General features: G+C 57.5%; 23 protein-coding genes. 14 read left to right on the forward strand and 9 right to left on the reverse strand.

Going from position 1 to position 24,207, the window contains the following annotated elements:
• Nucleotides 1-240 precede the first annotated feature (240 nt).
• The 6 genes from kdpE to kdpF are packed head-to-tail and all read right to left on the reverse strand — an operon-like array spanning nt 241 to nt 8,010.
• Nucleotides 241-918 carry a two-component system response regulator KdpE gene (kdpE, locus tag OOJ60_RS00820; RefSeq protein ID WP_042285405.1) on the reverse strand — a complete coding sequence of 226 codons (678 nt, stop codon included), beginning with the start codon at nt 916-918 and terminating at the stop codon, nt 241-243.
• Nucleotides 915-3,602, reverse strand: coding sequence for a two-component system sensor histidine kinase KdpD (gene kdpD, locus OOJ60_RS00825; RefSeq protein ID WP_205611763.1), 2,688 nt, complete (start codon nt 3,600-3,602; stop codon nt 915-917). The genes kdpE and kdpD overlap by 4 nt, the downstream gene beginning before the upstream one ends.
• Nucleotides 3,602-4,168, reverse strand: coding sequence for a potassium-transporting ATPase subunit KdpC (gene kdpC, locus OOJ60_RS00830; RefSeq protein WP_042285401.1), 567 nt, complete (start codon nt 4,166-4,168; stop codon nt 3,602-3,604). Before kdpC ends, kdpD begins: the two co-directional genes overlap by 1 nt.
• 7 nt (nt 4,169-4,175) lie before the next feature.
• A complete protein-coding gene (gene kdpB / locus OOJ60_RS00835) occupies nt 4,176-6,224 on the reverse strand; it encodes a potassium-transporting ATPase subunit KdpB (RefSeq protein WP_042285398.1) in 2,049 nt (682 codons plus the stop codon).
• A 17-nt stretch (nt 6,225-6,241) separates the two neighbouring features.
• On the reverse strand, nt 6,242-7,921 hold the full coding sequence (gene kdpA, locus OOJ60_RS00840; protein WP_205611764.1) for a potassium-transporting ATPase subunit KdpA: 1,680 nt from the start codon (nt 7,919-7,921) through the stop codon (nt 6,242-6,244).
• Nucleotides 7,921-8,010: a K(+)-transporting ATPase subunit F gene (kdpF, locus tag OOJ60_RS00845; RefSeq protein WP_042285393.1), complete on the reverse strand. Its 90-nt coding sequence runs from the start codon at nt 8,008-8,010 to the stop codon at nt 7,921-7,923. Before kdpF ends, kdpA begins: the two co-directional genes overlap by 1 nt.
• Nucleotides 8,011-8,318: 308 nt before the next feature.
• On the opposite strand from kdpF, the gene OOJ60_RS00850 reads away from it, so the two are divergent.
• The 3 genes from OOJ60_RS00850 to OOJ60_RS00860 all read left to right on the forward strand — a co-directional run bounded on the left by OOJ60_RS00850 (nt 8,319) and on the right by OOJ60_RS00860 (nt 10,355).
• Nucleotides 8,319-8,525: a YbfA family protein gene (locus OOJ60_RS00850; RefSeq protein WP_042285391.1), complete on the forward strand. Its 207-nt coding sequence runs from the start codon at nt 8,319-8,321 to the stop codon at nt 8,523-8,525.
• 142 nt (nt 8,526-8,667) lie between these two features.
• The gene (gene phrB / locus OOJ60_RS00855) at nt 8,668-10,089 is read left to right on the forward strand and encodes a deoxyribodipyrimidine photo-lyase (protein WP_205611765.1); all 1,422 of its coding nucleotides are present in this window, start codon (nt 8,668-8,670) and stop codon (nt 10,087-10,089) included.
• A gap of 8 nt (nt 10,090-10,097) precedes the next feature.
• The gene (locus OOJ60_RS00860) at nt 10,098-10,355 is read left to right on the forward strand and encodes an Rpn family recombination-promoting nuclease/putative transposase (RefSeq protein ID WP_205611766.1); all 258 of its coding nucleotides are present in this window, start codon (nt 10,098-10,100) and stop codon (nt 10,353-10,355) included.
• On the opposite strand, the gene OOJ60_RS00865 is transcribed toward OOJ60_RS00860, so the two are convergent.
• Nucleotides 10,310-11,791, reverse strand: coding sequence for an MFS transporter (locus OOJ60_RS00865; RefSeq protein WP_205611767.1), 1,482 nt, complete (start codon nt 11,789-11,791; stop codon nt 10,310-10,312). The genes OOJ60_RS00860 and OOJ60_RS00865 overlap by 46 nt on opposite strands.
• A 266-nt stretch (nt 11,792-12,057) precedes the next feature.
• Here OOJ60_RS00865 and ybgI point away from each other — a divergent pair, with 266 nt between their 5' ends.
• From ybgI to nei, 8 genes are all read left to right on the forward strand, one after another.
• The gene (gene ybgI, locus OOJ60_RS00870; RefSeq protein WP_042285382.1) at nt 12,058-12,801 is read left to right on the forward strand and encodes a radiation resistance protein YbgI; all 744 of its coding nucleotides are present in this window, start codon (nt 12,058-12,060) and stop codon (nt 12,799-12,801) included.
• Nucleotides 12,802-12,822: 21 nt separating this feature from the next.
• Nucleotides 12,823-13,479, forward strand: coding sequence for a 5-oxoprolinase subunit PxpB (gene pxpB, locus OOJ60_RS00875; protein WP_042285380.1), 657 nt, complete (start codon nt 12,823-12,825; stop codon nt 13,477-13,479).
• Nucleotides 13,473-14,405, forward strand: a complete 933-nt coding sequence (gene pxpC, locus OOJ60_RS00880; RefSeq protein ID WP_205611768.1) for a 5-oxoprolinase subunit PxpC — start codon at nt 13,473-13,475, stop codon at nt 14,403-14,405. Before pxpB ends, pxpC begins: the two co-directional genes overlap by 7 nt.
• The gene (gene pxpA / locus OOJ60_RS00885; protein ID WP_205611769.1) at nt 14,395-15,129 is read left to right on the forward strand and encodes a 5-oxoprolinase subunit PxpA; all 735 of its coding nucleotides are present in this window, start codon (nt 14,395-14,397) and stop codon (nt 15,127-15,129) included. The genes pxpC and pxpA overlap by 11 nt, the downstream gene beginning before the upstream one ends.
• A 75-nt stretch (nt 15,130-15,204) precedes the next feature.
• Entirely contained in the window at nt 15,205-15,933 is a 729-nt protein-coding gene (locus OOJ60_RS00890; protein WP_042285372.1) for a DUF969 domain-containing protein, read from the forward strand.
• Nucleotides 15,930-16,925, forward strand: a complete 996-nt coding sequence (locus tag OOJ60_RS00895) for a DUF979 domain-containing protein (RefSeq protein ID WP_042285370.1) — start codon at nt 15,930-15,932, stop codon at nt 16,923-16,925. Before OOJ60_RS00890 ends, OOJ60_RS00895 begins: the two co-directional genes overlap by 4 nt.
• Nucleotides 16,926-16,934: 9 nt before the next feature.
• Entirely contained in the window at nt 16,935-17,579 is a 645-nt protein-coding gene (pcp, locus tag OOJ60_RS00900) for a pyroglutamyl-peptidase I (protein ID WP_181821771.1), read from the forward strand.
• Between the two features lie 22 nt (nt 17,580-17,601).
• Nucleotides 17,602-18,393: an endonuclease VIII gene (nei, locus tag OOJ60_RS00905; RefSeq protein ID WP_042285364.1), complete on the forward strand. Its 792-nt coding sequence runs from the start codon at nt 17,602-17,604 to the stop codon at nt 18,391-18,393.
• 26 nt (nt 18,394-18,419) lie between these two features.
• Here the strand turns inward: nei and OOJ60_RS00910 are convergent, their stop codons facing one another.
• Together OOJ60_RS00910 and OOJ60_RS00915 are read right to left on the reverse strand one after the other, a co-directional pair.
• On the reverse strand, nt 18,420-19,472 hold the full coding sequence (locus OOJ60_RS00910) for an AbrB family transcriptional regulator (RefSeq protein ID WP_205611770.1): 1,053 nt from the start codon (nt 19,470-19,472) through the stop codon (nt 18,420-18,422).
• Nucleotides 19,473-19,652: 180 nt separating this feature from the next.
• The gene (locus OOJ60_RS00915) at nt 19,653-20,936 is read right to left on the reverse strand and encodes a citrate synthase (RefSeq protein WP_042285358.1); all 1,284 of its coding nucleotides are present in this window, start codon (nt 20,934-20,936) and stop codon (nt 19,653-19,655) included.
• 749 nt (nt 20,937-21,685) lie between these two features.
• Between OOJ60_RS00915 and sdhC the strand changes: the two genes are divergently transcribed.
• From sdhC to sdhA, 3 genes are read left to right on the forward strand one after another with little or no spacing between them, the layout of a single operon-like run.
• A complete protein-coding gene (sdhC, locus tag OOJ60_RS00920; RefSeq protein WP_042286197.1) occupies nt 21,686-22,090 on the forward strand; it encodes a succinate dehydrogenase cytochrome b556 subunit in 405 nt (134 codons plus the stop codon).
• A complete protein-coding gene (gene sdhD / locus OOJ60_RS00925) occupies nt 22,084-22,431 on the forward strand; it encodes a succinate dehydrogenase membrane anchor subunit (protein WP_042285355.1) in 348 nt (115 codons plus the stop codon). Before sdhC ends, sdhD begins: the two co-directional genes overlap by 7 nt.
• On the forward strand, nt 22,431-24,197 hold the full coding sequence (gene sdhA, locus OOJ60_RS00930) for a succinate dehydrogenase flavoprotein subunit (protein ID WP_042285351.1): 1,767 nt from the start codon (nt 22,431-22,433) through the stop codon (nt 24,195-24,197). The genes sdhD and sdhA overlap by 1 nt, the downstream gene beginning before the upstream one ends.
• Nucleotides 24,198-24,207: the final 10 nt, after the last annotated feature.

The following is a 24,207-nucleotide window of genomic DNA, read 5'->3' on the forward strand; positions in this document are numbered from 1 at the left end:
TTTATCCAGGAAAACAGTCCGATCCGTGAAGGAGATCAACAAAAAACGATCATTCGCAAAATATTTAGTCGTTTTTTATGCATGATGGCAGATAAGATATAAAAATGTGTTTTATATGTTATAGGTTTGTATTTTGTTATTTTTTGTGAGAATAAACTTATGCCGCCATAATTATTATTATGGAAGTGCGGTATATTAAAAATTAATTTTTAGAATTATTTAAAAATAATGAATAACCATTCATGGCATAAAACGATAGCCAATGCCGGTTTCGGTGATGAAATGCCGGGGACGGGCCGGATCCTGCTCCAGCTTTTGCCGCAGGTGCCCCATATAAATACGCAGATAGTGGCTATGTTCGACCGCGTTCGGCCCCCAAACCTGATTCAACAGCTGCCGTTGGGTTAACACTTTTCCCGGATTGTTGAGCATGACGGCCAGCAGGCGGAACTCAATCGGCGTAAGGTGAATTTCACTTTCGCCGCGATGAATCAGATGCGCGGCGAGATCCACCACGATGTCGGAAAAGCGGACAACCGGATCAGGGGAAGGGGTTGCGGCATGACGGCGCAGGGCCACGCGCAGACGCGCCTGCAGTTCGCCAATACCAAAAGGTTTACTCAGATAGTCATCCGCGCCCGCGTCAAGGGCGGCAATTTTATCGTTCTCTTCGCTGCGGGCAGAAAGCACGATCACCGGGACGGCGCTCCACTGCCGCAGATCGCGGATGAAATCGATGCCGTCGCCATCCGGCAGGCCAAGATCGAGAATAATAAGATCCGGTTTCCGCGTGGCTGCCTCCAGCAGTCCACGCTGCAGGGTTTCCGCTTCGAATACACGCAGTCCGTCGCCTTCCAGCGCGCTGCGCAGAAAACGGCGAATGGCCTGTTCATCTTCTACAATCAGAACGTTTGTCACATATCCTCATGAAAATCATCAAGTTCTGGTGGCGCTTCTTGCTTCAGTGTAACACGAAAACAGGCGCCGCCCTGGGGGCGATTATAGACGGCAATGGCGCCGCCGTGCACTTCAACAATCGCCCGACAGATCGCCAGTCCCAGCCCGACGCCGGGTATCGCGGTCTCTTTATTACCTCTGGCGAATTTGTCGAAGATCGGCTGCTGCTGTTCCTCGGGGATCCCCGGTCCGTTGTCCCACACGTCAAGCAGCAGTTGGTCGCCTTCGACATGGGCGTCAATGCCGATCTCCGCTTGCGGTCCGGCATACTTAATGGCGTTTTCCAGCAGATTGATCAGGACCCGTTCAAACAGCGGGCCATCAACATGGATCAACGTCAGCGGGGCTGGCAGGGAGAGATTGATCGGGTGAAGTAACCCCGGCTCCAGCATTTTCAGCGCGCTGCCCACCACTTCTTCCAGCGTCAGCCACTCTTTTTTCAGGTTAAAGCCGCCTGACTGAATGCGCGCCATATCCAGCAGATTATTCACCAACCGGGTGGTATTCAGCACATGCTGGCGAATTTCACTGGCCTGCTTCGCGTGCGCGGAGCCTTCGCTGGCCAGATCGAGGGTGAGAATTTCCGCCTGGCCAAACAGCACCGTCAGCGGAGTGCGCAGATCGTGAGAGAGCGCAGCGAGCAGGGCGTTACGCAGGCTTTCCCGCTCGCTGGCCAGACGCGCCTGTTCTTCACTGGCGGTGAGCGTCAGGCGCTCAAGGGCGTTCGCCACCAGCAGCGTAAAGGTTTCCAGCAGGCGCTGTTGTTCAGGGATCATCAGTTGTCGCAGGTTTCCCGGCTCGACGATCGCCAGCCCGTACGTTTTGTCCGCGCTGCGCAATGGCAGGATCTGGTACGGCACGCCGGGAAGGGTATCGGTGCCCGCGCCAGCCGGTTGGCCCTTGTCAAAGCTCCAGCGGGCGATCGCATCGTCCCAGGGCGTCATGCCCCTGGCGTGGGTCAGCGGCGTCAGACTGCCTTGCGCATCCGGTAACAGAATCTGGCTGCGGGCGTGAAACGTGGAAGCGATAAATTGCTCGCTGGTGACGGCAATATCTTTCTCGCTGCGGTCCATCGCCAGCGCTTTCGACATTTCATACAGATGACGGGTGCGTTGTTCCCGATAACGCGCCACGCGCGCCTGGTAGCGCACCCCAGCGGTGAGATTCCCTACCACCAGGCCCACCGTGAGCATCACCCCGAAGGTCAACAGATACTGAACGTCGGACACCGCGAGCGTGCCGCGCGGGGCAATAAAGAACAGGTCAAAGCTGACCACGCTGATCACGGTAGAAAATACCGACGGCCAGCGGCCATAAAAAAGAGAGATCACCACCACGCCCAGCAGATACAGCATCACCAGGTTGGCGGCGTCGAAGGCCGCCAGCCACTGGCTGGCAATGAATGTCGTCAGCGCGCAAAGGGCGACGGCGACCAGACAGCCCTGAATTTGCACCCGCCATTTGTCCTTAAAACTGCGGGTATCCGGCAGGGCGGAGAGTGGGCGTAGCGGCGACTCGTCCAGCGCGACAATCATAACGTCCAGTTCCGGCGCGCGTTTCGCCAGCCGGTCCGCGAAAGACGTTTTGTGCCACCAGCGCCGTCCCGGTGGGCGTCCCAGCACGATTTTGCCCAGGTTATGCTCGCGGGCATAGCGAACCACCGCTTTCTCTTCACGGGGATCGGAAAGGGTGGCCGTTTCCGCTCCCAACTCCTGCGCCAGCCTCAGAGCGCTGAGAATGTCCCGCCGCTGCTTTTCCGGTAAACGGTGCAGGGCGGGCGTCTCGACGTACACCGCATGCCAGACGCTGCCCAGCCGGGACGCCAGACGCGCGGCGGTGCGCACCAGCTTTTCGCTGCCGGTATTGTGTCCAATGCACAGCAGAATGGCGTCGCGTGTGTGCCAGACTTTTTCCTCGCCGGGGCGTCCCCGCCAGGCGCGCATTTGATCGTCCACCCGGTCGGCGGTGCGCCGCAGGGCCAGTTCGCGCAGGGCGATGAGATTGCCTTTGCGAAAGAAATGTTCAATGGCGCGTTCGGCCTGACCGGCGATATACACTTTGCCTTCCTTCAGGCGCTGGCGAAGATCGTCAGGCGGCAGGTCGACCAGCACCACTTCGTCGGCGGCGTCAAAGAAAGGATCCGGAACGGTTTCGCGCACCTGGATACCGGTGACGCCGCTGACGACATCATTGAGACTTTCCAGGTGCTGGACATTCACGGTGGTGAACACATCGATACCGGCTTCAAGCAGTTCTTCAATGTCCTGCCAGCGTCGCGGATGACGTGAGCCAGGCGCGTTGCTGTGCGCCAGTTCGTCCATCAATATTAGCGCCGGACGGCGGGCGAGGGCGGCGTCGAGATCGAACTCGCTGATGTGACGCCCGCGATGCGCCTGGCGTTTCAGCGGTAGAATCGCCAAACCTTCCAGCAGGGCGGCGGTCTCTTTGCGTCCGTGGGTTTCCACCACCCCAATCAGAACATCCAGCCCCTGGGCGCGCAAACGTTGCGCTTCGGCCAGCATTGCCCAGGTTTTCCCGACGCCCGCGCAGGCGCCGAAGAAAATTTTCAATTTTCCCCGGTGCGGCGCCGCCGTTTGCTCCAGCAGACGATCGGGATCCGGGCGGAGCGGTTCTTCATTAACCATCAGAGCTTATCCAGCGCTAAATTCAGTTCCACGAGATTGACCACTGGCTGGCCGAGGTAGCCAATCGGCGGCGTTTGGGTATAGTTTGCGACCAGTTGCCTCACCGTTTCAACGCGCAAATTGCGCGCGTTGGCGACGCGCGGGATCTGCCAGGCGACAGCGGCCGGACTCAAGTTGTTATCCAGACCGCTGGCGGACGCCGTGACCAGTTCAACCGGCACCGTAGCGCTGGCCTGTGGGTTGGCGGCGCGCAGGGCGGCTATCCGTTGCTGGATCTGCTGATCCAGCTCAGGGTTGCTGACGGCAAGGTTGCTGCCGCCAGACGCCATCGGATTATAAGGCATGTCGGCGGTAGCGGAAGGGCGACCGTGGAAATATCCTTCCGCCGTAAAGTTTTGCCCGATAAGCCTGGAGCCGCGCACGATGTTATTGTCAATAATCAGCGAGCCATTGGCCTGCGGCGCAAACCACCACTGTCCCAGTGTGGTGGTCAGCAGCGGGTAAACCCCGCCGGTCAACAGCATCAGAAAAATCAGCGTCGACAAGAATGGACGTAGTTGATTCATATATCCCTCACACCAGACCCAGCAGGGTCAGCAGAACATCAATGATTTTGATTCCGATAAACGGCACCAGCAGACCGCCGAGGCCGTAAATCCACAGGTTGCGGCGCAGCATCGCAGAGGCGGAGAGCGGTTTGTAGCGCACGCCTCTCAGCGCCAGGGGGATCAAAAAGACAATGATCAACGCATTAAAAATGACCGCGCTGAGAATCGCGGAATCCGGCGAATGCAAACGCATAATATTCAGTGCATTAAGCTGCGGGTACGTTGCGGCAAAGGCAGCCGGAATAATCGCGAAGTATTTCGCCACGTCGTTAGCGATACTGAAAGTTGTCAGGGAGCCGCGTGTCATCAGCATCTGTTTGCCGATATGCACCACTTCAATCAGCTTGGTGGGGTTAGAATCGAGATCGACCATATTACCCGCTTCTTTCGCCGCCTGGGTGCCGGAGTTCATCGCCACCGCGACGTCAGCCTGAGCCAGCGCTGGCGCGTCGTTGGTGCCGTCACCGGTCATCGCCACCAGGCGTCCTTCCGCCTGATACTGGCGAATCAGCGCCAGCTTGGCTTCCGGCGTGGCTTCGGCGAGGAAGTCATCCACCCCCGCCTCGGCGGCGATGGCGGCGGCGGTCAGACGGTTGTCGCCGGTGATCATCACCGTTTTAATGCCCATTTTGCGCAGTTGGGCGAAACGTTCTTTTATGCCGCCTTTGACAATATCTTTAAGCGCGATAACCCCCAGTACGCGTGCGCCTTCCACGACCACCAGCGGCGTGGCGCCCAGACGGGCGACGCTGTCCACTTTTTGCTCGACATCAGGCGGGAACTGCCCGCCGTTAGCCTCTACGTGGCGGCGAATCGCATCCACCGATCCTTTACGGATCATCCGGTTATCGATGTTAATACCGCTCATCCTGCTCTGGGCAGTGAACGGGACGAAAGTGGCATGCAGCGACTGCACGTCGCGCTCGCGCAGATTAAAACGCTGCTTGGCGAGGATAACGATACTGCGGCCTTCCGGCGTTTCGTCCGCTAACGAAGAAAGCTGCGCCGCGTCCGCCAACGTGCGTTCATCCACGCCGCTGGCTGGCAGAAACTGTGACGCCTGACGGTTGCCGAGGGTGATGGTGCCGGTTTTATCCAGCAACAAGACATCCACATCGCCCGCTGCTTCCACTGCACGTCCGCTGGTGGCGATAACGTTCGCGCCTAGCATCCGGCTCATGCCGGCCACGCCGATCGCGGAGAGCAATCCGCCGATGGTGGTCGGGATCAGGCACACCAGCAGCGCCACCAGTACGGTCACGCTCACCGGATGGCCGCCCCAGGCGGAAAACGGCCACAGCGTTGCCGTTGCCAGCAAAAAGACGAGGGTAAGGGCAATCAGCAGGATGGTCAGGGCGATTTCGTTTGGCGTCTTACGACGCTGCGCGCCTTCGACCATGGCGATCATCCGGTCGAGGAAGGTTTCGCCTGGATTGACGCTGCATTCGATTACCAGCCAGTCGGAGAGGATACGCGTCCCGCCGGTGACCGAGGCGAAGTCGCCGCCGGATTCACGGATCACCGGCGCAGACTCGCCGGTAATGGCGCTCTCATCCACCGACGCGCCGCCTTCAATGACTTCGCCATCGCAGGGAATGATATCGCCGGCTTCCACGAGGACGATATCGCCTTTACGCAGTTGGTCCGCCGCTACACGATCGCTTTGCGCGCCGTATTTCGGCTCGCGCAGTTTGCGGGCGAAGGCGGTTTTTTTCACCCCTTTCAGGCTGTTGGCTTGGGCTTTACTGCGTCCTTCCGCCAGCGCTTCGGCAAAATTAGCGAACAGCACGGTGATCCATAACCACAGGGCGATCGCGCCGGTAAACCGCGCGCTGCCAGGCATCTGCCCGCCAGCCATCGCGATGGCTATCAGGGTAGTCAGCAGGCTGCCGATCCAGACGATAAACATCACCGGATTGCGCCACTGGGTATGGGGGCTTAATTTTTTCACGGCGTCCATCAGCGCCTGAGCGACCAATGACGGTTCGAAAAGCGCCTGTTGTTTGCGACTCATAGTCATGTGCTCCGTGCTCAGCGTAAGGAAAGGTGTTCAGCCACTGGGCCAAGCGCCAGTGCAGGAATAAAGGTCAGCGCGCCGACTAACAGTACGGTGCCAATCAGCAGCCCGACAAACAGCGCGTCGTGGGTCGCCAGCGTACCCGGGCTGGCAGGCTGGCGCTGTTTCACCGCCAGCGAACCGGCAATCGCCAGGACCGGAATAATCACCCCGAAGCGACCGACAAACATGCAGAAGGCCAGCAGACAGTTCCAGAACGGTGAGTTCGCGCTCAGACCGGCAAAGGCGCTGCCGTTGTTATTGGCTGCCGAGGAGACCGCATACAACACTTCGCTAAAGCCGTGAGGGCCGGGGTTAAGCATGCCGCTGCGTCCCGCCTCGGTCATCATCGCCAGCGCGCTGCCGAGCAGGACCAGCGCGGGGGTAACGAGAATCGCCAGCGCGGTCATTTTCATTTCGCGCACGTCGATCTTTTTACCGAGATACTCCGGCGTGCGGCCAATCATCAGGCCGGCAATGAATACCGCCAGCATCACGAACAGCAGCATACCGTAGAGGCCTGAGCCAACGCCGCCGAACACCACTTCACCGATCTGCATCAACCACATGGGCACCATCCCGCCCAGCGCAGTAAAGGAGTCATGCATGGCAATGACCGCTCCGCAGGACGCGGCGGTGGTGACCACGGCAAACAGACTGCTGACCAGAATGCCAAAGCGGCTCTCTTTCCCCTCCATATTCAGGCTGCTGTCGGCGCCGTATTGCAGCAGATGCGGGTTACCCTGCACCTCCGCCCACATCACTACCGCCACGCAGACGATAAAAATCAGCGACATTGCCCACAGCAGCATTCGCCCCTGGCGGCGATCGCCTGCCGCGTCGCCAAACGCAAAGCACAGGGCCGCCGGAATCAAAAAGATCGCCAGCATCTGCACCAGATTGGTCAGCGCGGTCGGGTTTTCAAACGGATGCGCCGAGTTAGCGTTAAAGAAGCCGCCGCCGTTGGTGCCCAGCATTTTTATCGCTTCCTGAGAGGCGACGGGTCCCATTGGCAGGGACTGTTGCACCCCTTCGAGGGTGGTGAACGGCTGATACGGCAGCAGGTTTTGCAGCGCCCCTTGCTGAATAAAGAACAGCGCGATGAGTAACGCGAGGGGGAACAGGATCCACACGGTAATACGTACCAGATCGACCCAGGCATTACCCAGGGTGCTGGCGCTCTGACGGACAAATCCGCGTATCAGCGCGAACACGACGGCAATCCCGGTGGCCGCTGACAAGAAGTTTTGCACTGTCAGGCCGACCATCTGGCTGAAATAGCTAAGGGTCGTTTCTCCACCGTAAGCCTGCCAGTTGGTATTGGTGACAAAACTTACTGCCGTATTGAGCGCCAGATGCCATGACAGGCCCGGCAACTGCTGCGGATTTAACGGCAGGCGCTGTTGACACATCAGCATGACGAACAGCGCCGCCAGCCCCAACACATTCAGCGCGAGAATAGCCAGCATATACTGTCGGGCGTTCATTTCCCGTTGGGAAATCCCCAGCGCCCGCCAGAGCAGCCGCTCAAGGCCTGCTGTGCCCGGAAGCGGCGTATCGTTAATCAAACGCGCCAGTCCGACTCCCAGGGGTCTGGCAAGTAAGAACAGCATCGCTAAGAACGTGGCAATAAGTAGAAATCCCTGCGCAGCCATCAGAATGCCTCCGCGTTGATTAACGCATATACCAGATAACCTAATAATAAGAAAATCAGTACGATACCGATTATCACGCCTGCACTCACAGTGCACCTCCAGTGGCATAATGGTGATAATCAAAGGGTAAATATCTGCCTGCAAAGATTTCGCAAAAATTGGCGGGTAAGGTGTAAAAAAAGTATAAAAATGGCAGAGACCATTATTTAACTAATGATTAGTATTAATTTAACCTTTGTGTAACTTAATTACGTAATGAAGGTAAATAAAGCCTAAACCGCTAAAAATAAGTGGTCGGATGAGTAGTAAAATTACAGGCAAGGCGGTACAATTTTCATCAGATAACCAAATTCATTTTCACGGTGCAATTCACCGAAGATATAAAAGGGGAGAAAGTATGGGACTCTATAAAGATTATCCCGCGCATGTTGTGTTCTTACGCCGTACTTTCGCCGTGTTGGCGGGAGTCCTGGCGCTGCCGGTCATGCTGTTCTGGAAAGATCGCGCCCGTTTTTACAGCTACCTGCACCGCGTCTGGTCGAAAACCAGCGACAAGCCGGTGTGGATGGACCAGGCAGAAAAAGCGACCTGCGATTTTTACTGATCATTGACCGACAAAAAAACCGCCAACAGTCATGTGGCGGTTTTTTTATGTCTGCGTCTACACTTAGCGCCTAAAGGACCCGGCAGTAAGGACATAAAAATCATTATCGTGAAACGTACCGCGTTATTTTAACAGGAGTTCTATGCCCACCCATCTGGTCTGGTTCCGCCGCGATCTCCGTCTGCATGACAATCTCGCGCTTGCCGCCGCCTGTCGCCATCGTAATGCGCACGTGCTGGCGCTCTTTATCTCCACGCCCCGCCAATGGGCAGATCACACTATGTCGCCGCGTCAGGCGGGAGTGATCCGTGCGCAACTCGAAGGGTTGCAGGCCTCCCTCGCGGAGAAAGGCATCCCGCTGCTCACCGCCGAAGCGGACGACTTTACCGCCAGCGTCGAAACGGTAAAAGCGGTCTGCAGGCAGCATGATGTCAGCCATCTTTTTTACAACTATCAGTATGAGGTCAACGAACGCGAACGGGATGCGGCGGTAGAAAAAGCGCTGCCTGAGGTGGTATGTGAAGGGTTTGACGACAGCGTGATTCTGCCGCCGGGATCGGTGATGACCGGCAATCAGGAAATGTATAAAGTTTTTACCCCGTTTAAAAATGCCTGGCTTAAGCGCTTGAAAGAGGCCATGCCTGAATGTGTGGCGGCGCCAGCCGCGCGAGAAAATTCGCCCCTGGCGCAGCGGCGTCAAAAAATCGTGTTTACCTATCCGCAGCAGGAGGCAGACACCACGCTTTTCCCGGTGGACGAAAAAACGGTGATAGCCCGACTGCGCCAGTTTTGCCAGCAGGGGGCGGGTGAATACGCACAGCAGCGGGATTTTCCCGCTATCGACGGCACCAGCCGTTTATCTGCCGCTCTGGCGACGGGAGGGTTATCGCCGCGCCAGTGTCTGCACCGCCTGCTCGCCGAACAGCCTGACGCACTGGACGGCGGGCCGGGCAGCGTCTGGCTGAACGAGCTTATCTGGCGAGAGTTTTATCGGCATCTGATGACCTGGAACCCTGCGCTGTGTAAATACCGCCCATTTATCGGCTGGACGGAAAAGGTAGCCTGGCAGGATAACGCGGCGCATTTCAGCGCCTGGCAGGCGGGGCAAACCGGCTTTCCGATTGTTGATGCGGCTATGCGCCAGCTTAATGCTACCGGCTGGATGCATAACCGTCTGCGAATGATTACCGCCAGTTTCCTGGTGAAAGACCTGCTGATCGACTGGCGCAAGGGCGAGCGCTATTTCATGTCGCAGCTTATTGATGGCGATCTCGCCGCCAATAACGGCGGCTGGCAGTGGGCGGCCTCCACAGGTACTGACGCCGCACCCTATTTTCGTATTTTTAACCCAACAACGCAGGGGGAAAAATTCGATCGCGACGGTAAGTTTATTCGTCAGTGGCTCCCGGAACTGCGCGACGTGCCTGGAAACGCGATTCACGAACCGTGGAAATGGGCAAAAAAAGCAGACGTCACGCTTAACTACCCGCAGCCCATCGTCGATCATAAACAGGCCCGCGCGGCGACGCTTGCCGCCTATGAAGCGGCAAGAAAAGGCGCGTAAGGTCATTTATGTCACCCGGTAGCCTGGAAGGATATAGCCAGGGGCTACAGGATGGTTTATTGCAGGGACGTCAGCAGGGAAAAAAAAGTCAGCGGGAGGCGGCGCTACGCATTGCCCCCACCATGCTGGCACAGGGAAGCGAGCGTGGCTGGGTGCTGCGGGTAACCGACCTTAACGAAGACGATCGGGTCACGGCGCCCAGCCACTCATGCCCGTTGACTCAGGACTCAATCGCCAGCGGGCGGTTTCTGAATTTAAGCGACTGATACAGCCAGATCAACAGTACCAGCCCGACGCAGGCCAGCGCGCCCCAGGTGATGTCACTGAACACATCGATATAAGCATTGATGGAATAGTTGATCGCGCCGCTGGCGTCAAACGCGCTCTGGGACGTTTGATCGGCAATGACGCCCGCCAGATAGTTGGCAATCGCGCCGGAAAGCAGCATATATATGCCGGTTAATACGCCAGTTACCCCAGGGATTTCAATACGTGTAATTTGCGACATCGCCACCGGGTCGATAAACAGCTCTGCAAAGCCCATCACCGCCAGACCGAGGATCATCAGCGGCATGGAAGAGTGGCCATAGGCTGCGGACCAACGGGCGCTAAGGGTCAGAATGCAGAATCCGGCGCTCATCAGACCGAGGCCGAGAGCGAATTTGCCCCAGATGCGTACGCTGCGGCGACCCCCCATACTCTCTTTTACCCGCCAGGCCAGCACCACGCCGCAGAGCATCACGGCAAAGGCGTTTACCGACTGGAACATGGCGGTAGGAACCGAATAGCCGAAAATATCGCGGTTTACGAAGCGATCGATATACAGGCTGATGGAGCTGCCGCCCTGCTGGGCAAAGGCCCAGAACAGCAGGCTAAAGACGGTGAGGGTCACGATCAGGCCCAGCTCTTTACGCTGCTTCTGGTTTTCTGCCTGACGATAAATTTTACTCAGCACCGCCAGACCGATGACGGTGGCGGCAATCAGCGCGTAAACCGACCAGTCCTGCCAGAACAGAACGGTAATGACCAGCGGCGCGGCAACCAACAGGACCAGCAGCCAGCCCCAGTTGGGCAGGAGAAACGGCCGGGCGCACAGCGCGGTTTTGTTCACCCCTTTGGTGTGCGCGAAGTGGCGATTGCCGCAAAGGAAGATGATCAACCCGGCGATCATGCCGATGGCCGCCAGCGCGAAGCCCATCGCCCAACTGTATTCTTCCTGGACATACCCGCAGGCGATCGGTGCGACGATCGAACCCACATTGCCCGCCGCGTATAGCAGCGAAAACCCACCGTCACGGCGTGGATCGTCCGGCTGGTATAACTCACCCAGCAGACAACTGATGTTCGACTTGAACAAGCCATAGCCGCAAACAATGATTGCCAGCGACAAATAAAGGAAGGTGGGGGCAATTTCGCTGGCGCCGAGGACCAGATGCCCGACCGCCATCAGAAAAGCGCCAAGCATTACCGCCATGCGGTTACCGAGCACTTTGTCAGCGAGAAAACCGCCAAGAATCGGCGTGACATAGACCAGCGAACAATAAGCGCTGAATAACGCATAGGCGTGGGTATCGTCGTATTTAAGCTGGTTGGTGAGATAGAGGATCAGCAGGGCGCGCATGCCGTAAAAACTGAAGTATTCCCAGATTTGCAGCGCGACGACGTAGTAAATCGCCCGCGGTTGAGATGATGCTTTATTCATTGTGATACCAGAATAGCTTGCGCGCCCAGCGGATAAAACGCCGCGCGGCGGGGGTTCCATAACGTTACAATGTCGATACAGATAGGATTATTTTTGCAATATGCTGTCTGATTGCATAAATATACATGAATTCGCTCACGGAAGGGCGCGCTTTTCACGCTAAAAAACGACGGGATTGTTTCTTAATGTGTCAGTGAATTGGCTATCGACGAACGGACGCCCGAAGGCTATTTTAACGTATCGCATAGACGAACAAGGGAGCGATGATGAAAAACACCGAACTGGAACAACTGATCAACGAGAAACTCAACAGCGCGGCGATAAGCGATTACGCGCCTAACGGTTTACAGGTTGAAGGCAAAGCGACGGTGCAAACAATCGTCACCGGCGTCACGGCCAGCCAGGCATTGCTGGATGAAGCGGTACGCCTGCAGGCTGATGCGGTCATCGTTCACCATGGCTACTTCTGGAAAGGCGAATCCCCGGTGATTCGCGGCATGAAGCGTAACCGCCTGAAAACGCTGCTGGCAAATGATATCAACCTCTACGGCTGGCACCTGCCGCTGGACGCGCATCCTGAACTGGGCAACAACGCGCAGCTTGCCGCCCTGCTTGGCATCAACGTGATGGGGGAGATCGAACCCTTGGTGCCCTGGGGCGAACTGTCGATGCCGGTGCCTGGACTGGAACTGGCCTCATGGATTGAAGCGCGTCTTGGGCGTAAACCGTTATGGTGCGGCGATACCGGGCCGGAGACGGTCACCCGCGTCGCCTGGTGCACCGGCGGCGGACAAAGTTTTATCGACAGCGCCGCCCGCTTTGGCGTAGACGCGTTCATTACGGGCGAAGTCTCTGAACAAACCATTCATTCGGCGCGCGAGCAGGGGCTGCATTTTTACGCCGCCGGGCACCATGCCACCGAACGCGGCGGTATTCGCGCCCTCAGCGACTGGTTGAATGAAAATACCGATCTGGATGTGACGTTTATTGACATACCGAATCCCGCGTAAAAAAGACGAAGAGGAACGCAAGTGCAACGAGCGCGCTGTTATCTGTTAGGCGAAACGGCGGTGGTACTGGAGCTGGAACCCCCCGTGACGCTGGCGAGCCAGAAACGTATCTGGCGACTGACCCAGCGTCTGGTCGACATGCCAAATGTGGTTGAAGCTATCCCAGGGATGAACAATATCACGGTGATCCTGCGGGAGCCGCAAACCCTGGCGCTGGATGCCATTGAGCGTTTGCAGCGCTGGTGGGAAGAAAGCGAGGCGCTGGAGCCCGACTCGCGCAATATTGATATCCCGGTGGTTTACGGCGGCGCGGGCGGTCCCGATCTCGCTCTGGTGGCTCGTCACAGTGGGCTGAGCGAAAAGCAGGTGGTCGAACTACACGCGTCGGTTGAGTACGTGGTCTGGTTTTTAGGTTTCCAACCCGGTTTTCCCTATCTTGGGAGCTTACCGGAACCGTTGCATACGCCCAGACGCGCCGAACCGCGTCTGATCGTTCCGGCAGGTTCTGTCGGGATCGGTGGATCGCAGACGGGCATTTATCCGCTCGCGACGCCGGGCGGCTGGCAGCTCATCGGACACACGCCGCGGAAACTGTTCGATCCGACGCAGGATGAACCGGTCCTGCTGCGTCCCGGCGACAACGTGCGCTTTATCCCGCAGAAGGAGGGGGTATGTTGAAGATTATTCGCGCGGGAATGTACGCTTCGGTACAGGATGGTGGCCGTCACGGTTTTCGCCAGTCCGGTATCAGCCACTGCGGCGCGCTGGATCGACCCGCCATGCATATCGCCAATTTACTGGTCGGCAACGACGCCAACGCGCCCGTGCTGGAAATTACGCTCGGACAGTTGGTGGTCGAATTTGAGGCCGACGGCTGGTTTGCCCTGACCGGCGCAGGATGCGAAGCGAAACTGGATGAGCACCCGGTCTGGACAGGCTGGCGACTGCCGGTAAAAGCGGGTCAGCGTCTGGCGTTAAAGCGTCCGCAACACGGTATGCGCAGCTACCTGGCGGTGGCCGGAGGCATTGCCGTACCTGAAGTCATGGGGTCGTGCAGTACGGACCTGAAAGTCGGGATTGGCGGTTTCGAAGGGCGTCTGCTCCGGGACGGCGACCGCCTCGCCATTGGCGCACCGGCGCGGCAATTCCTCGGCGCCCAGGGGGTAAAACAGCTGCTGTGGGGAAACCGGCTTCGCGCACTGCAGGGGCCGGAATATCACGAGTTTGATATGGCATCGCAGGCGTCGTTCTGGCGTTCGCCGTGGTACCTCAGTCCGCAAAGTAACCGGATGGGCTACCGGCTGCAGGGACAGTCGCTAAAACGCACCACCGAACGTGAACTGCTGTCCCACGGTTTGCTGCCCGGGGTGGTGCAGGTGCCGCACAACGGTCAGCCGATTGTATTAATGAACGACGCTCAGACCACCGGCGGCTATCCGCGAATCGCCTGTATTATCGAAGCGGATATGTACCATCTGGCGCAGATCCCGCTCGGTCAGCCGATTCATTTTGTCCAGTGTTCGCTGGAAGACGCGCTAAAAGCGCGCCAGGACCAGCGGCGCTATCTTGAACAACTGACATGGCGGTTGAGCAATGAAAATTGATTTGAATGCGGACCTCGGCGAAGGCTGCGCAAGCGATGCGGAACTGTTAACGCTGGTCTCTTCGGCCAATATTGCCTGCGGGTTTCATGCCGGGGATGCGCAAACCATGCTGTCGAGCGTGCGAAATGCGCTGAAAAACGGCGTCGCCATTGGCGCGCACCCCAGCTTTCCCGACCGGGAAAACTTTGGCCGTACGGCAATGACCCTGCCGCCGGAAACCGTCTACGCGCAGACGCTGTATCAGGTCGGCGCGCTGGCGGCGATCGCGAAAGCGGAGGGCGGCGTTCTGCGTCACGTCAAGCCGCATGGGATGCTCTACAACCAGGCGGCGAAAGACCTGCGGCTTGCGGACGCGATCGCGAAAGCGGTACATGCCTGCGACCCCGCGCTGGTTCTGGTCGGACTGGCGGGCAGCGAACTGATCCGTGCGGGTGAGCGTTACGGACTTGTCACCCGCCAGGAAGTATTCGCCGACCGTGGCTACCAGCCTGACGGTTCGCTGGTGCCGCGTAGCCAGCCGGGAGCGCTGATCGACGACGAGGAACAGTCGCTGGCGCAAACGCTGGGGATGGTGGAAAGCGGCCGCGTGCAGAGTGTGACCGGCGCGTGGGCCAGCGTGGTCGCCCAGACAGTGTGCATTCATGGTGACGGCGAGCACGCACTCGCTTTTGCCCGACGTCTGCGCGAAGCGTTTACGACGCGCGGTATTCACATTACAGCTTAAACAATGACGTCGTCCCAAAGAGGACGACGCGCTGACGTACGACACAACAAAAACACAACAGACAAGGAATGGATTATGGGAGATGCTATCACTCTCTGGCCACTGATGGGCATTGCCGTCATTGTGGTCGGGTTTCTTTTACGCTTTAACCCGGTGCTGGTGGTCATTGTGGCCGGGATCGTCACCGGACTGGCGGCGCAGATGCCGATCGCCACGATCCTCGAAAAACTGGGAGAAGGCTTTCTCAATACCCGCAATCTGCCGTTTATTCTGTTGATCCCGCTTGCGGTGATCGGTCTGCTGGAGCGTCACGGTCTCAAAGAACGCGCCCAGACGTGGATCGCGAAAATTCGCAGCGCCACCGCGGGTCGTCTGTTGGTGGTGTACCTCTTTATCCGTGAAGTGACGGCGGCGCTGGGGCTGACCAGCCTCGGCGGCCATCCGCAGATGGTGCGTCCTCTGCTGGCGCCGATGGCGGAAGGCGCGGCGGAGAAGAATTACGGCCAACTGCCTGGCGCGGTACGCTATCGCCTGCGGGCGATGTCGGCGGCGACCGATAACGTTGGGTTGTTCTTTGGCGAAGATATCTTCGTCGCGTTCGGCGCGATCATCTTCATGCACAACTTTATGCTGGAATCCGGCGGGATCCAGACCGAACCGCTGCACATTGCGCTGTGGGGGATCCCCACGGCGATCTGCGCGTTTCTGATCCACGGCGCGCGCCTGTGGCGGCTCGATAACTATCTGCAACGTGAGATGGCGAAAGCCAGTGCGGCGAACGCGGGTAAAGGAGATGCACAATGAATTTTCAGCAAAGCTACCTCTACTGGCTGGCAGGCGTTATTCTGTTGATTGTCGCTCTGATGTCCTGGCGGGACAAAGCCAACCCGCGACGGCTGACGACGGGATTATTCTGGGGCGTCTACGGTCTGCTGTTTTTACTGGGCGACTGGACCTATCAGTTAGTGGGCGACAAGCGCGCGGTGAATATCGCCGTTGGCATTGCCGTGGTGTTGATGGCGCTGATTGCCGGATTTGGCGGCGTAAAGCTCGGCAGCTATCATCAGCGTACCCGTGAGCAACGTGAAGAGAGCGCGACGCGTCTCGGCAACCGCCTGTTTTATCCGGCGCTGGCGATTCCGGTAGTGACGGTGATCGGCGTGCTGATGTTCAACCATATTCCCGGTTTACAGGAAGGGCTGTTCGGGCCGGGTAACCACGCTACCCTGGTCACGCTGTTTTCCATGACCGCAGGTTCGCTGATCGGCCTCGGCATGGCGATCAAAATGACGCACGAGAAGGTCCATCAGCCGATTCAGGAAGCGCGGCGTTTGCTCGACTCCATCGGCTGGGCGTTTATTCTGCCGCAGATCCTCGCGACGCTGGGACTGTTGTTCACCGCCGCAGGCGTGGGCAGCGGCATTTCGTATCTGACTCAGGAATACCTCGCCGTTGACAGCCGCTTTATCGCGGTGGCGGTGTATACCCTCGGGATGGCGCTGTTGACGATGGTGATGGGCAACGCCTTTGCCGCTTTCCCGATCGTGACGGCAGGGATTGGCATTCCGATTCTGGTGCTCCAGCACGGCGGCAATCCGGCGGTGATGGCGGCGATTGGCATGTTTTCCGGCTACTGCGGTACGCTCATGACGCCGATGGCGGCAAACTTCAACATTGTTCCTGCCGCGTTGCTGGAGCTGCCGGATAAAAACGCGGTGATTAAAGCGCAGGTGCCGACCGGCGTGTTGCTGCTTATCGTCAACGTGTTCCTGATGTATTTCCTGATGTTCCTGTAAGGAGGAAGGATGAAAACGGTATTGATCACCGGTTTTGAGCCGTTTGGCGGCGAACAGATTAACCCCTCCTGGGAAGTGGTGTCGCGCCTCGATAACGCAATTATCCGCGGATGTCGCGTGGTTGCGCGCCAGTTACCTTGCGTGTTTGGCGAATCGCTCAGCGTACTGAATGCGGCGATTGACGCGCTCTCTCCGGCGCTGGTGCTGGCGGTTGGTCAGGCCGGGGGGCGTTCGGATATCACCGTTGAGCGCGTGGCGATCAACGTCGATGATGCCCGCATTGCGGATAATAAAGGCCAGCAGCCAGTGGATATGCCGATAGTGATCGACGGTCCGGCGGCCTGGTTTAGCACGCTGCCGATCAAAGCGATGGTGAGCGCGATGCGTGAGGCGGGCGTGCCGGCGTCGGTATCGCAAACTGCCGGCACCTTTGTCTGCAACCATGTCATGTACGGGCTGCTGCATAAATTAAGCGGCCTGTCGGAGGTGAAGGGCGGATTTATTCATATCCCTTATCTACCGCAGCAGGCGGCGGCGCATCCGGGCGCGCCCAGCATGGCGGCGGAAACGGTACGTCAGGCACTGGAAATCGCCATTGAGACCGCGCTACAGGTCGAAAAGGATCTTGTGGTGACGGGCGGCGCAACCCACTAACACTATCGATAAGGACAGTATCATGCCTGAAGGCCCGGAGATCCGCCGCGCGGCGGATACCCTGGAGGCGGCGATCAAAGGTAAACCGTTGACGGACGTCTGGTTTGCCTTTGCGCAGTTAAAACCCTTTGAATCACAGCTACAAGGGCAGCGAGTGACGGAAATGGAAACGCGCGGTAAAGCGCTGTTGACCCATTTTTCCGACGGCCTGACGTTGTACAGCCACAATCAGCTTTACGGCGTGTGGCGAGTGGTGGACAGCGGTGAAGCGCCGCAGACCACCCGCGTGCTGCGCGTGCGGCTGCAAACGGCGGATAAAGCCATTCTGCTCTACAGCGCCTCGGATATTGAGATGCTGACGCCGGAGCAACTTACTACCCATCCCTTTTTACAGCGCGTTGGCCCGGATGTGCTCGATCCGCGTCTGACGGCTGAAGCGGTAAAAGAACGTCTGCTTTCGCCCCGTTTTCGCAATCGACAATTTGCCGGGCTGCTACTGGATCAGGCATTTCTCGCCGGGCTGGGTAACTACCTGCGCGTCGAGATCCTCTGGCAGGTGGGACTAAACGGCAGTCACAAAGCGAACGCGTTGAATGCGAAACAACTCGACGCGTTATCCCACGCGCTGCTGGATATTCCGCGCCTGTCCTATACCACGCGTGGGCGGGTGGATGAGAATAAACACCATGGCGCGCTGTTTCGCTTTCATGTGTTCCACCGTGACGGTGAAACGTGCGAGCGCTGTGGCGGGATCATTGAAAAAACCACGCTTTCGTCGCGCCCATTTTACTGGTGTCCGCGCTGTCAAAAATAGCGAGCAGTCTGGTCACGCGACGTTTTTCAGCGCTGTGATGGCCGTTTTGGCGCGTAGGTGGAAATAAAACGCGCCACCGCCGGGCCGGTCAGCAAGATGCTGAACAGGCGCAGGGTTTGCATCGCCATGATCAGCGCCATATCGGCGTTGCTGCCAGCGGCGATCACCGCCACGGTGTCCAGCCCGCCGGGGCTGGTGGCGAGGTAGGCGGTCATAAAATCAATTTGCATGTAGTGCGCGAGGCCCCATGCCATTGCCGCGCAAATCGCCATCAGGGAAAAGATGGACGCGAGTATTTGCGGCAGGGGGCGCAGCGCCATGAAAAACACCTGTTTATCGAAGCCCAGACCGATGCGCCAGCCAATCGCCATATAGGCAATCGCCAGCAGCCACTCCGGCAGTTCAATCACTATCGTCCCGCTGGTATGCAGCAACGCGCCTGCCAGCATCGGCAGCAACATCGTACCGGACGGGATCCGCAACAGCCGTCCGGCAAGACCCGCAATGGCCGCCAGCAGCAGGGTAGACAGTAAGTTAACGCTCAGCGGCGGAAACCATTCCACCTGCTGGCTGACGGCCTCTGCGCTGTCGCCCAGAATCAGGCGGGTGACCAGCACCGCCGCCCCCGCAACGAACAGCACGCGTAAATACTGCATAAATGCCACCAGACGGATGTCCGCGCCATAGTCCTGCGCCATGGCGACCATCGCCGCCGCGCCGCCGGGCGAAGAGCCCCACGCGCCGGTGTTGCCCGGCAGCGAGCTGTAGCGCACCAACAGCCAGCCCACTACCGAGCTGGAAAGCAGCGTAACCAACAGCACCGCCAGGACCATCGGCCAGTGAAGGGCAAGCGTGGTGAGGATGGAACCGGTAAGGTTTTGCGCAATCATGCAGCCGAGGATCGCCTGGGCGGCGAGGAAGGCGCTACGGGGCAGTTTCAGGGGCATCCCGCGCAGACTAAACACAATGCCTGCCAGCATCGGGCCGAGCAACAGCGCCGCCGGGAGATGAACGTACAGGAACAGCAGGGAAAGAAGTAACGACAAGACAAATAAGGCGCCCCACTGCAAAGATGGCATTCCCTGCTCCTGAATAACGTTTAGCGAAATCTCAGGAAATCATAGAGAAAGTGTGAGCAGATTAAAATAACGCGGGTCAATAAAAGAGGGGATGGCGCGGTTAACAGGCCATCCGGCAGGGGGGAGAGCCGGAGCGCGCTGGCACGCATCCGGCGTGGGGGACGCCGGATGCGTAAAGCATTAACGCTTAATGTCAGACTTAAAATCACGCTGATCGTAGCCGGTATACAGCTGACGAGGACGGGCGATTTTCATGCCTTCGCTGTGCATTTCATTCCAGTGCGCAATCCAGCCGACGGTACGTGCCATCGCGAAGATCACGGTGAACATAGAGGACGGAATCCCCATCGCTTTCAGAATGATACCGGAGTAGAAGTCCACGTTCGGGTAGAGCTTCTTCTCAATGAAGTACGGGTCGTTCAGCGCGATGTGTTCCAGCTCCATGGCCACTTCCAGCAGGTCATCTTTCGTGCCCAGCTCTTTCAGCACTTCATGGCAGGTTTCACGCATTACGGTGGCGCGCGGGTCGTAGTTTTTGTACACGCGGTGGCCGAAGCCCATCAGGCGGAAAGAGTCGTTTTTATCTTTCGCGCGACGAACAAATTCCGGAATGTGTTTAACTGAGCTGATTTCTTCCAGCATTTTCAGGGCCGCTTCGTTCGCGCCGCCGTGTGCCGGTCCCCACAGGGAAGCGATGCCCGCCGCGATACAGGCAAAGGGGTTGGCGCCGGAAGAACCTGCGGTACGAACGGTGGAGGTGGAAGCGTTCTGCTCGTGGTCAGCGTGCAGGATCAGGATACGGTCCATTGCACGTTCCAGCACCGGGTTCACTTCATACGTTTCGCACGGCGTAGAGAACATCATATTCAGGAAGTTACCGGAATAGGAGAGGTCGTTACGCGGATAAACGAACGGCTGACCGATCGAATACTTGTAACACATCGCTGCCATCGTCGGCATTTTGGAGAGCAAACGGAAGGCCGCGATTTCGCGGTGGCGCGGATTGTTCACGTCCAGTGAGTCGTGATAGAACGCCGCCAGCGCGCCGGTGATCCCGCACATTACCGCCATGGGATGTGAGTCGCGGCGGAAGGCGTGGAACAGGCGGGTGATCTGCTCGTGGATCATGGTATGACGGGTCACCGTGGTTCTGAACTCGTCGTATTCAGCCTGCGTCGGTTTTTCGCCGTACAGCAGGATGTAGCACACTTCCAGGTAGGTGGAGTCGGTGGCCAGCTGATCGATCGGGAAGCCGCGGTGTAACAAAATCCCTTCATCGCCGTCGATGAACGTAATTTTGGATTCGCAGGATGCGGTAGAGGTGAAACCCGGATCAAAAGTGAACATGCCTTTTGAACCCAGACTACGAATATCAATAACGTCCTGACCCAGCGTGCCCTTCAGCACGTCCAGTTCGATAGCAGCATCACCATTGAGGGTGAGTTTTGCCTTTGTATCAGCCATTTACGGTCTCCTTAGCGCCTTATTGCTTGAGACTGCACAGGTGAGATCTGTCTTCTACACATCGTCCTTCACGCGTGCCGCGTTGACGCAGCGGGAATGAGTTTGTGTAAACATAAAATTAACTGTTACCGGTTTGTTATTCGGCTCGCCGCTCTGCGTGAGAGGAGAAAACCAGGGTACAGAGCAATGGGCGCTTGCAGGTAAATCAGTTAACTCATGGTGAAATAGCAACAAATCAACAACTTAGCAATCCGAATTATTCAACCTGTCTATCACTATTAACTGTACTGAAGGGATCGGTCAATATCTTCTTACTGTTACATAACTTATTTGCAGGTTAAAGAGTGACCCCATAACTTTTACGCATTATATGCTTTTTCTGGTGTTGTTTGTAACAACTTTGTTTAATGATTGTCAAATCAGATGATTAAAAATTAAAAAAATGTTGTTATCGTGACGTAGGTCACTGTTCGCGATAAAACCCGACAAACTATATGTAGGTTAATTGTAATGATTTTGTGAACGTCCTATACTGCCGCCAGGTCTCCGGAATACCCTGCAATCCCGAGCCACCCAGCGTTGTAACGTGTCGTTTTAGCATCTGGAAGCAGTGTTTTACATGACGCGCAGTTATAGAAAGGACGCTGTCTGACCCGCACGCAGACCGGAGGAAGGAAATCCCGTCGTCTTTCAGGCTACAGGTGGATGAGCCTCTGTACCCGAAGTCTAAAGGGAATAATAAGAACAGCATGTGGGCGTTATTCATGATAAGAAATGTGAAAAAACAAAGACCTGTCAATCTGGATCTGCAAACGATCCGGTTCCCAATCACGGCGATAGCGTCCATTCTCCATCGCGTTTCCGGCGTGATCACCTTCGTGGCGGTCGGGATTCTGTTGTGGTTATTGGGTACCAGCCTCTCTTCCCCGGAAGGATTCCAGCAGGCGTCCGCCATCATGGGGAGCTTCTTCGTTAAATTTATCATGTGGGGCATTCTCACCGCGCTGGCGTACCACGTGGTGGGCGGCGTGCGTCACATGTTAATGGATTTTGGCTATCTGGAAGAAACATTCGAAGCGGGTCAACGCTCGGCCAAAATCTCTTTCGTTATCACTGTCGTGCTTTCACTTCTCGCAGGAGTCCTCGTATGGTAAGCAACGCCTCCGCATTAGGACGCAATGGCGTACATGACTTCATCCTGGTCCGCGCTACCGCTATCGTTCTGACGTTATACATTATCTACATGGTGGGGTTCTTCGCCACGAGCGGCGACCTGACCTGGGAAGTCTGGACCGGTTTCTTCTCATCGGCCTTCACCAAAGTCTTCACTCTGCTGGCCCTTTTTTCCATCTTGATTCATGCCTGGATCGGCATGTGGCAGGTGTTGACCGACTACGTTAAACCGCTGGCTGTTCGTTTAGGCCTGCAACTGGCTATCGTCGTTGCGCTGGTGGTTTACGTCATTTATGGATTTGTTGTGGTGTGGGGTGTGTAATGAAATTGCCAGTCAGAGAATTTGATGCAGTGGTCATAGGCGCAGGCGGCGCGGGTATGCGTGCGGCGCTGCAAATTTCCCAGAGCGGACAAACCTGTGCGCTGCTCTCTAAAGTCTTTCCAACCCGTTCCCATACCGTTTCCGCGCAGGGCGGCATTACCGTCGCGCTCGGTAATACCCATGAGGATAACTGGGAATGGCACATGTACGACACCGTCAAAGGGTCGGACTACATTGGTGACCAGGACGCGATTGAATATATGTGCAAGACCGGACCGGAAGCGATTCTGGAGCTGGAGCACATGGGGCTGCCTTTTTCCCGTCTTGATGACGGTCGTATCTATCAGCGTCCGTTTGGCGGCCAGTCGAAAAACTTCGGCGGCGAGCAGGCGGCACGTACCGCAGCGGCAGCTGACCGTACCGGCCATGCGCTGCTGCACACGCTGTATCAGCAGAACCTGAAAAACCACACCACCATTTTCTCCGAGTGGTATGCGCTGGATCTGGTGAAGAACGCCGACGGCGCGATCGTGGGTTGTACCGCGCTGTGCATTGAAACCGGTGAAGTGGTTTACTTCAAAGCCCGCGCCACGGTGCTGGCGACCGGCGGCGCAGGCCGTATTTATCAATCCACCACCAACGCCCATATTAATACCGGCGACGGCGTGGGCATGGCGATTCGCGCAGGCGTGCCGGTGCAGGACATGGAAATGTGGCAGTTCCACCCGACCGGTATCGCCGGTGCGGGCGTACTGGTCACCGAAGGTTGCCGCGGCGAAGGCGGCTATCTGCTGAACAAACACGGCGAACGCTTTATGGAGCGTTATGCGCCGAATGCGAAAGACCTGGCGGGTCGCGACGTGGTGGCGCGTTCCATCATGATTGAAATTCGCGAAGGTCGCGGCTGCGACGGTCCGTGGGGGCCGCATGCCAAGCTGAAACTTGATCATCTGGGGAAAGAGGTTCTGGAGTCCCGTCTGCCGGGTATTCTCGAACTTTCCCGTACCTTTGCCCACGTCGACCCGGTGAAAGAGCCGATTCCGGTTATCCCGACCTGCCACTACATGATGGGCGGAATCCCGACCAAAGTGACCGGCCAGGCGCTGACCGTAAACGAGCAGGGCGAAGACGTGGTGATTCCGGGCCTGTTTGCGGTGGGCGAAATCGCCTGCGTCTCCGTACACGGCGCCAACCGTCTGGGCGGCAACTCGCTGCTGGATCTGGTGGTGTTTGGCCGTGCGGCGGGTCTGCATCTGCAGGAGTCTATCGCGGAGCAGGGCGCACTGCGCGATGCGACCGACGACGAAATCGACGCCTCACTGGCGCGCCTGAACCGCTGGAACAATAACCGCGACGGTGAAGATCCGGTCGTGATTCGCAAAGCGCTGCAGGAATGTATGCAGCACAACTTCTCGGTATTCCGTGAAGGCGACGCGATGGCGAAAGGGCTGGAACAGCTGAAGGCGATCCGCGAGCGGCTGAAAAACGCCCGTCTGGACGATACTTCCAGCGAGTTCAACACTCAGCGCGTTGAGTGCCTGGAGCTGGATAACCTGATGGAAACTGCCTACGCCACGGCGGTTTCAGCAAACTTCCGTACCGAAAGTCGCGGCGCGCATAGTCGCTTCGACTTCCCGGAGCGTGATGATGAAAACTGGCTGTGCCATTCCCTGTATCTGCCAGAGACGGAGTCCATGACGCGACGTCAGGTCAATATGGAACCGAAACTGCGCCCGGCATTCCCGCCGAAGATTCGTACTTACTAATGCGGAGACA

It is taken from the genome of Citrobacter sp. R4 (assembly GCF_026719175.1).
GTDB classification, from domain to species: Bacteria; Pseudomonadota; Gammaproteobacteria; order Enterobacterales; family Enterobacteriaceae; genus Citrobacter_A; species Citrobacter_A sedlakii.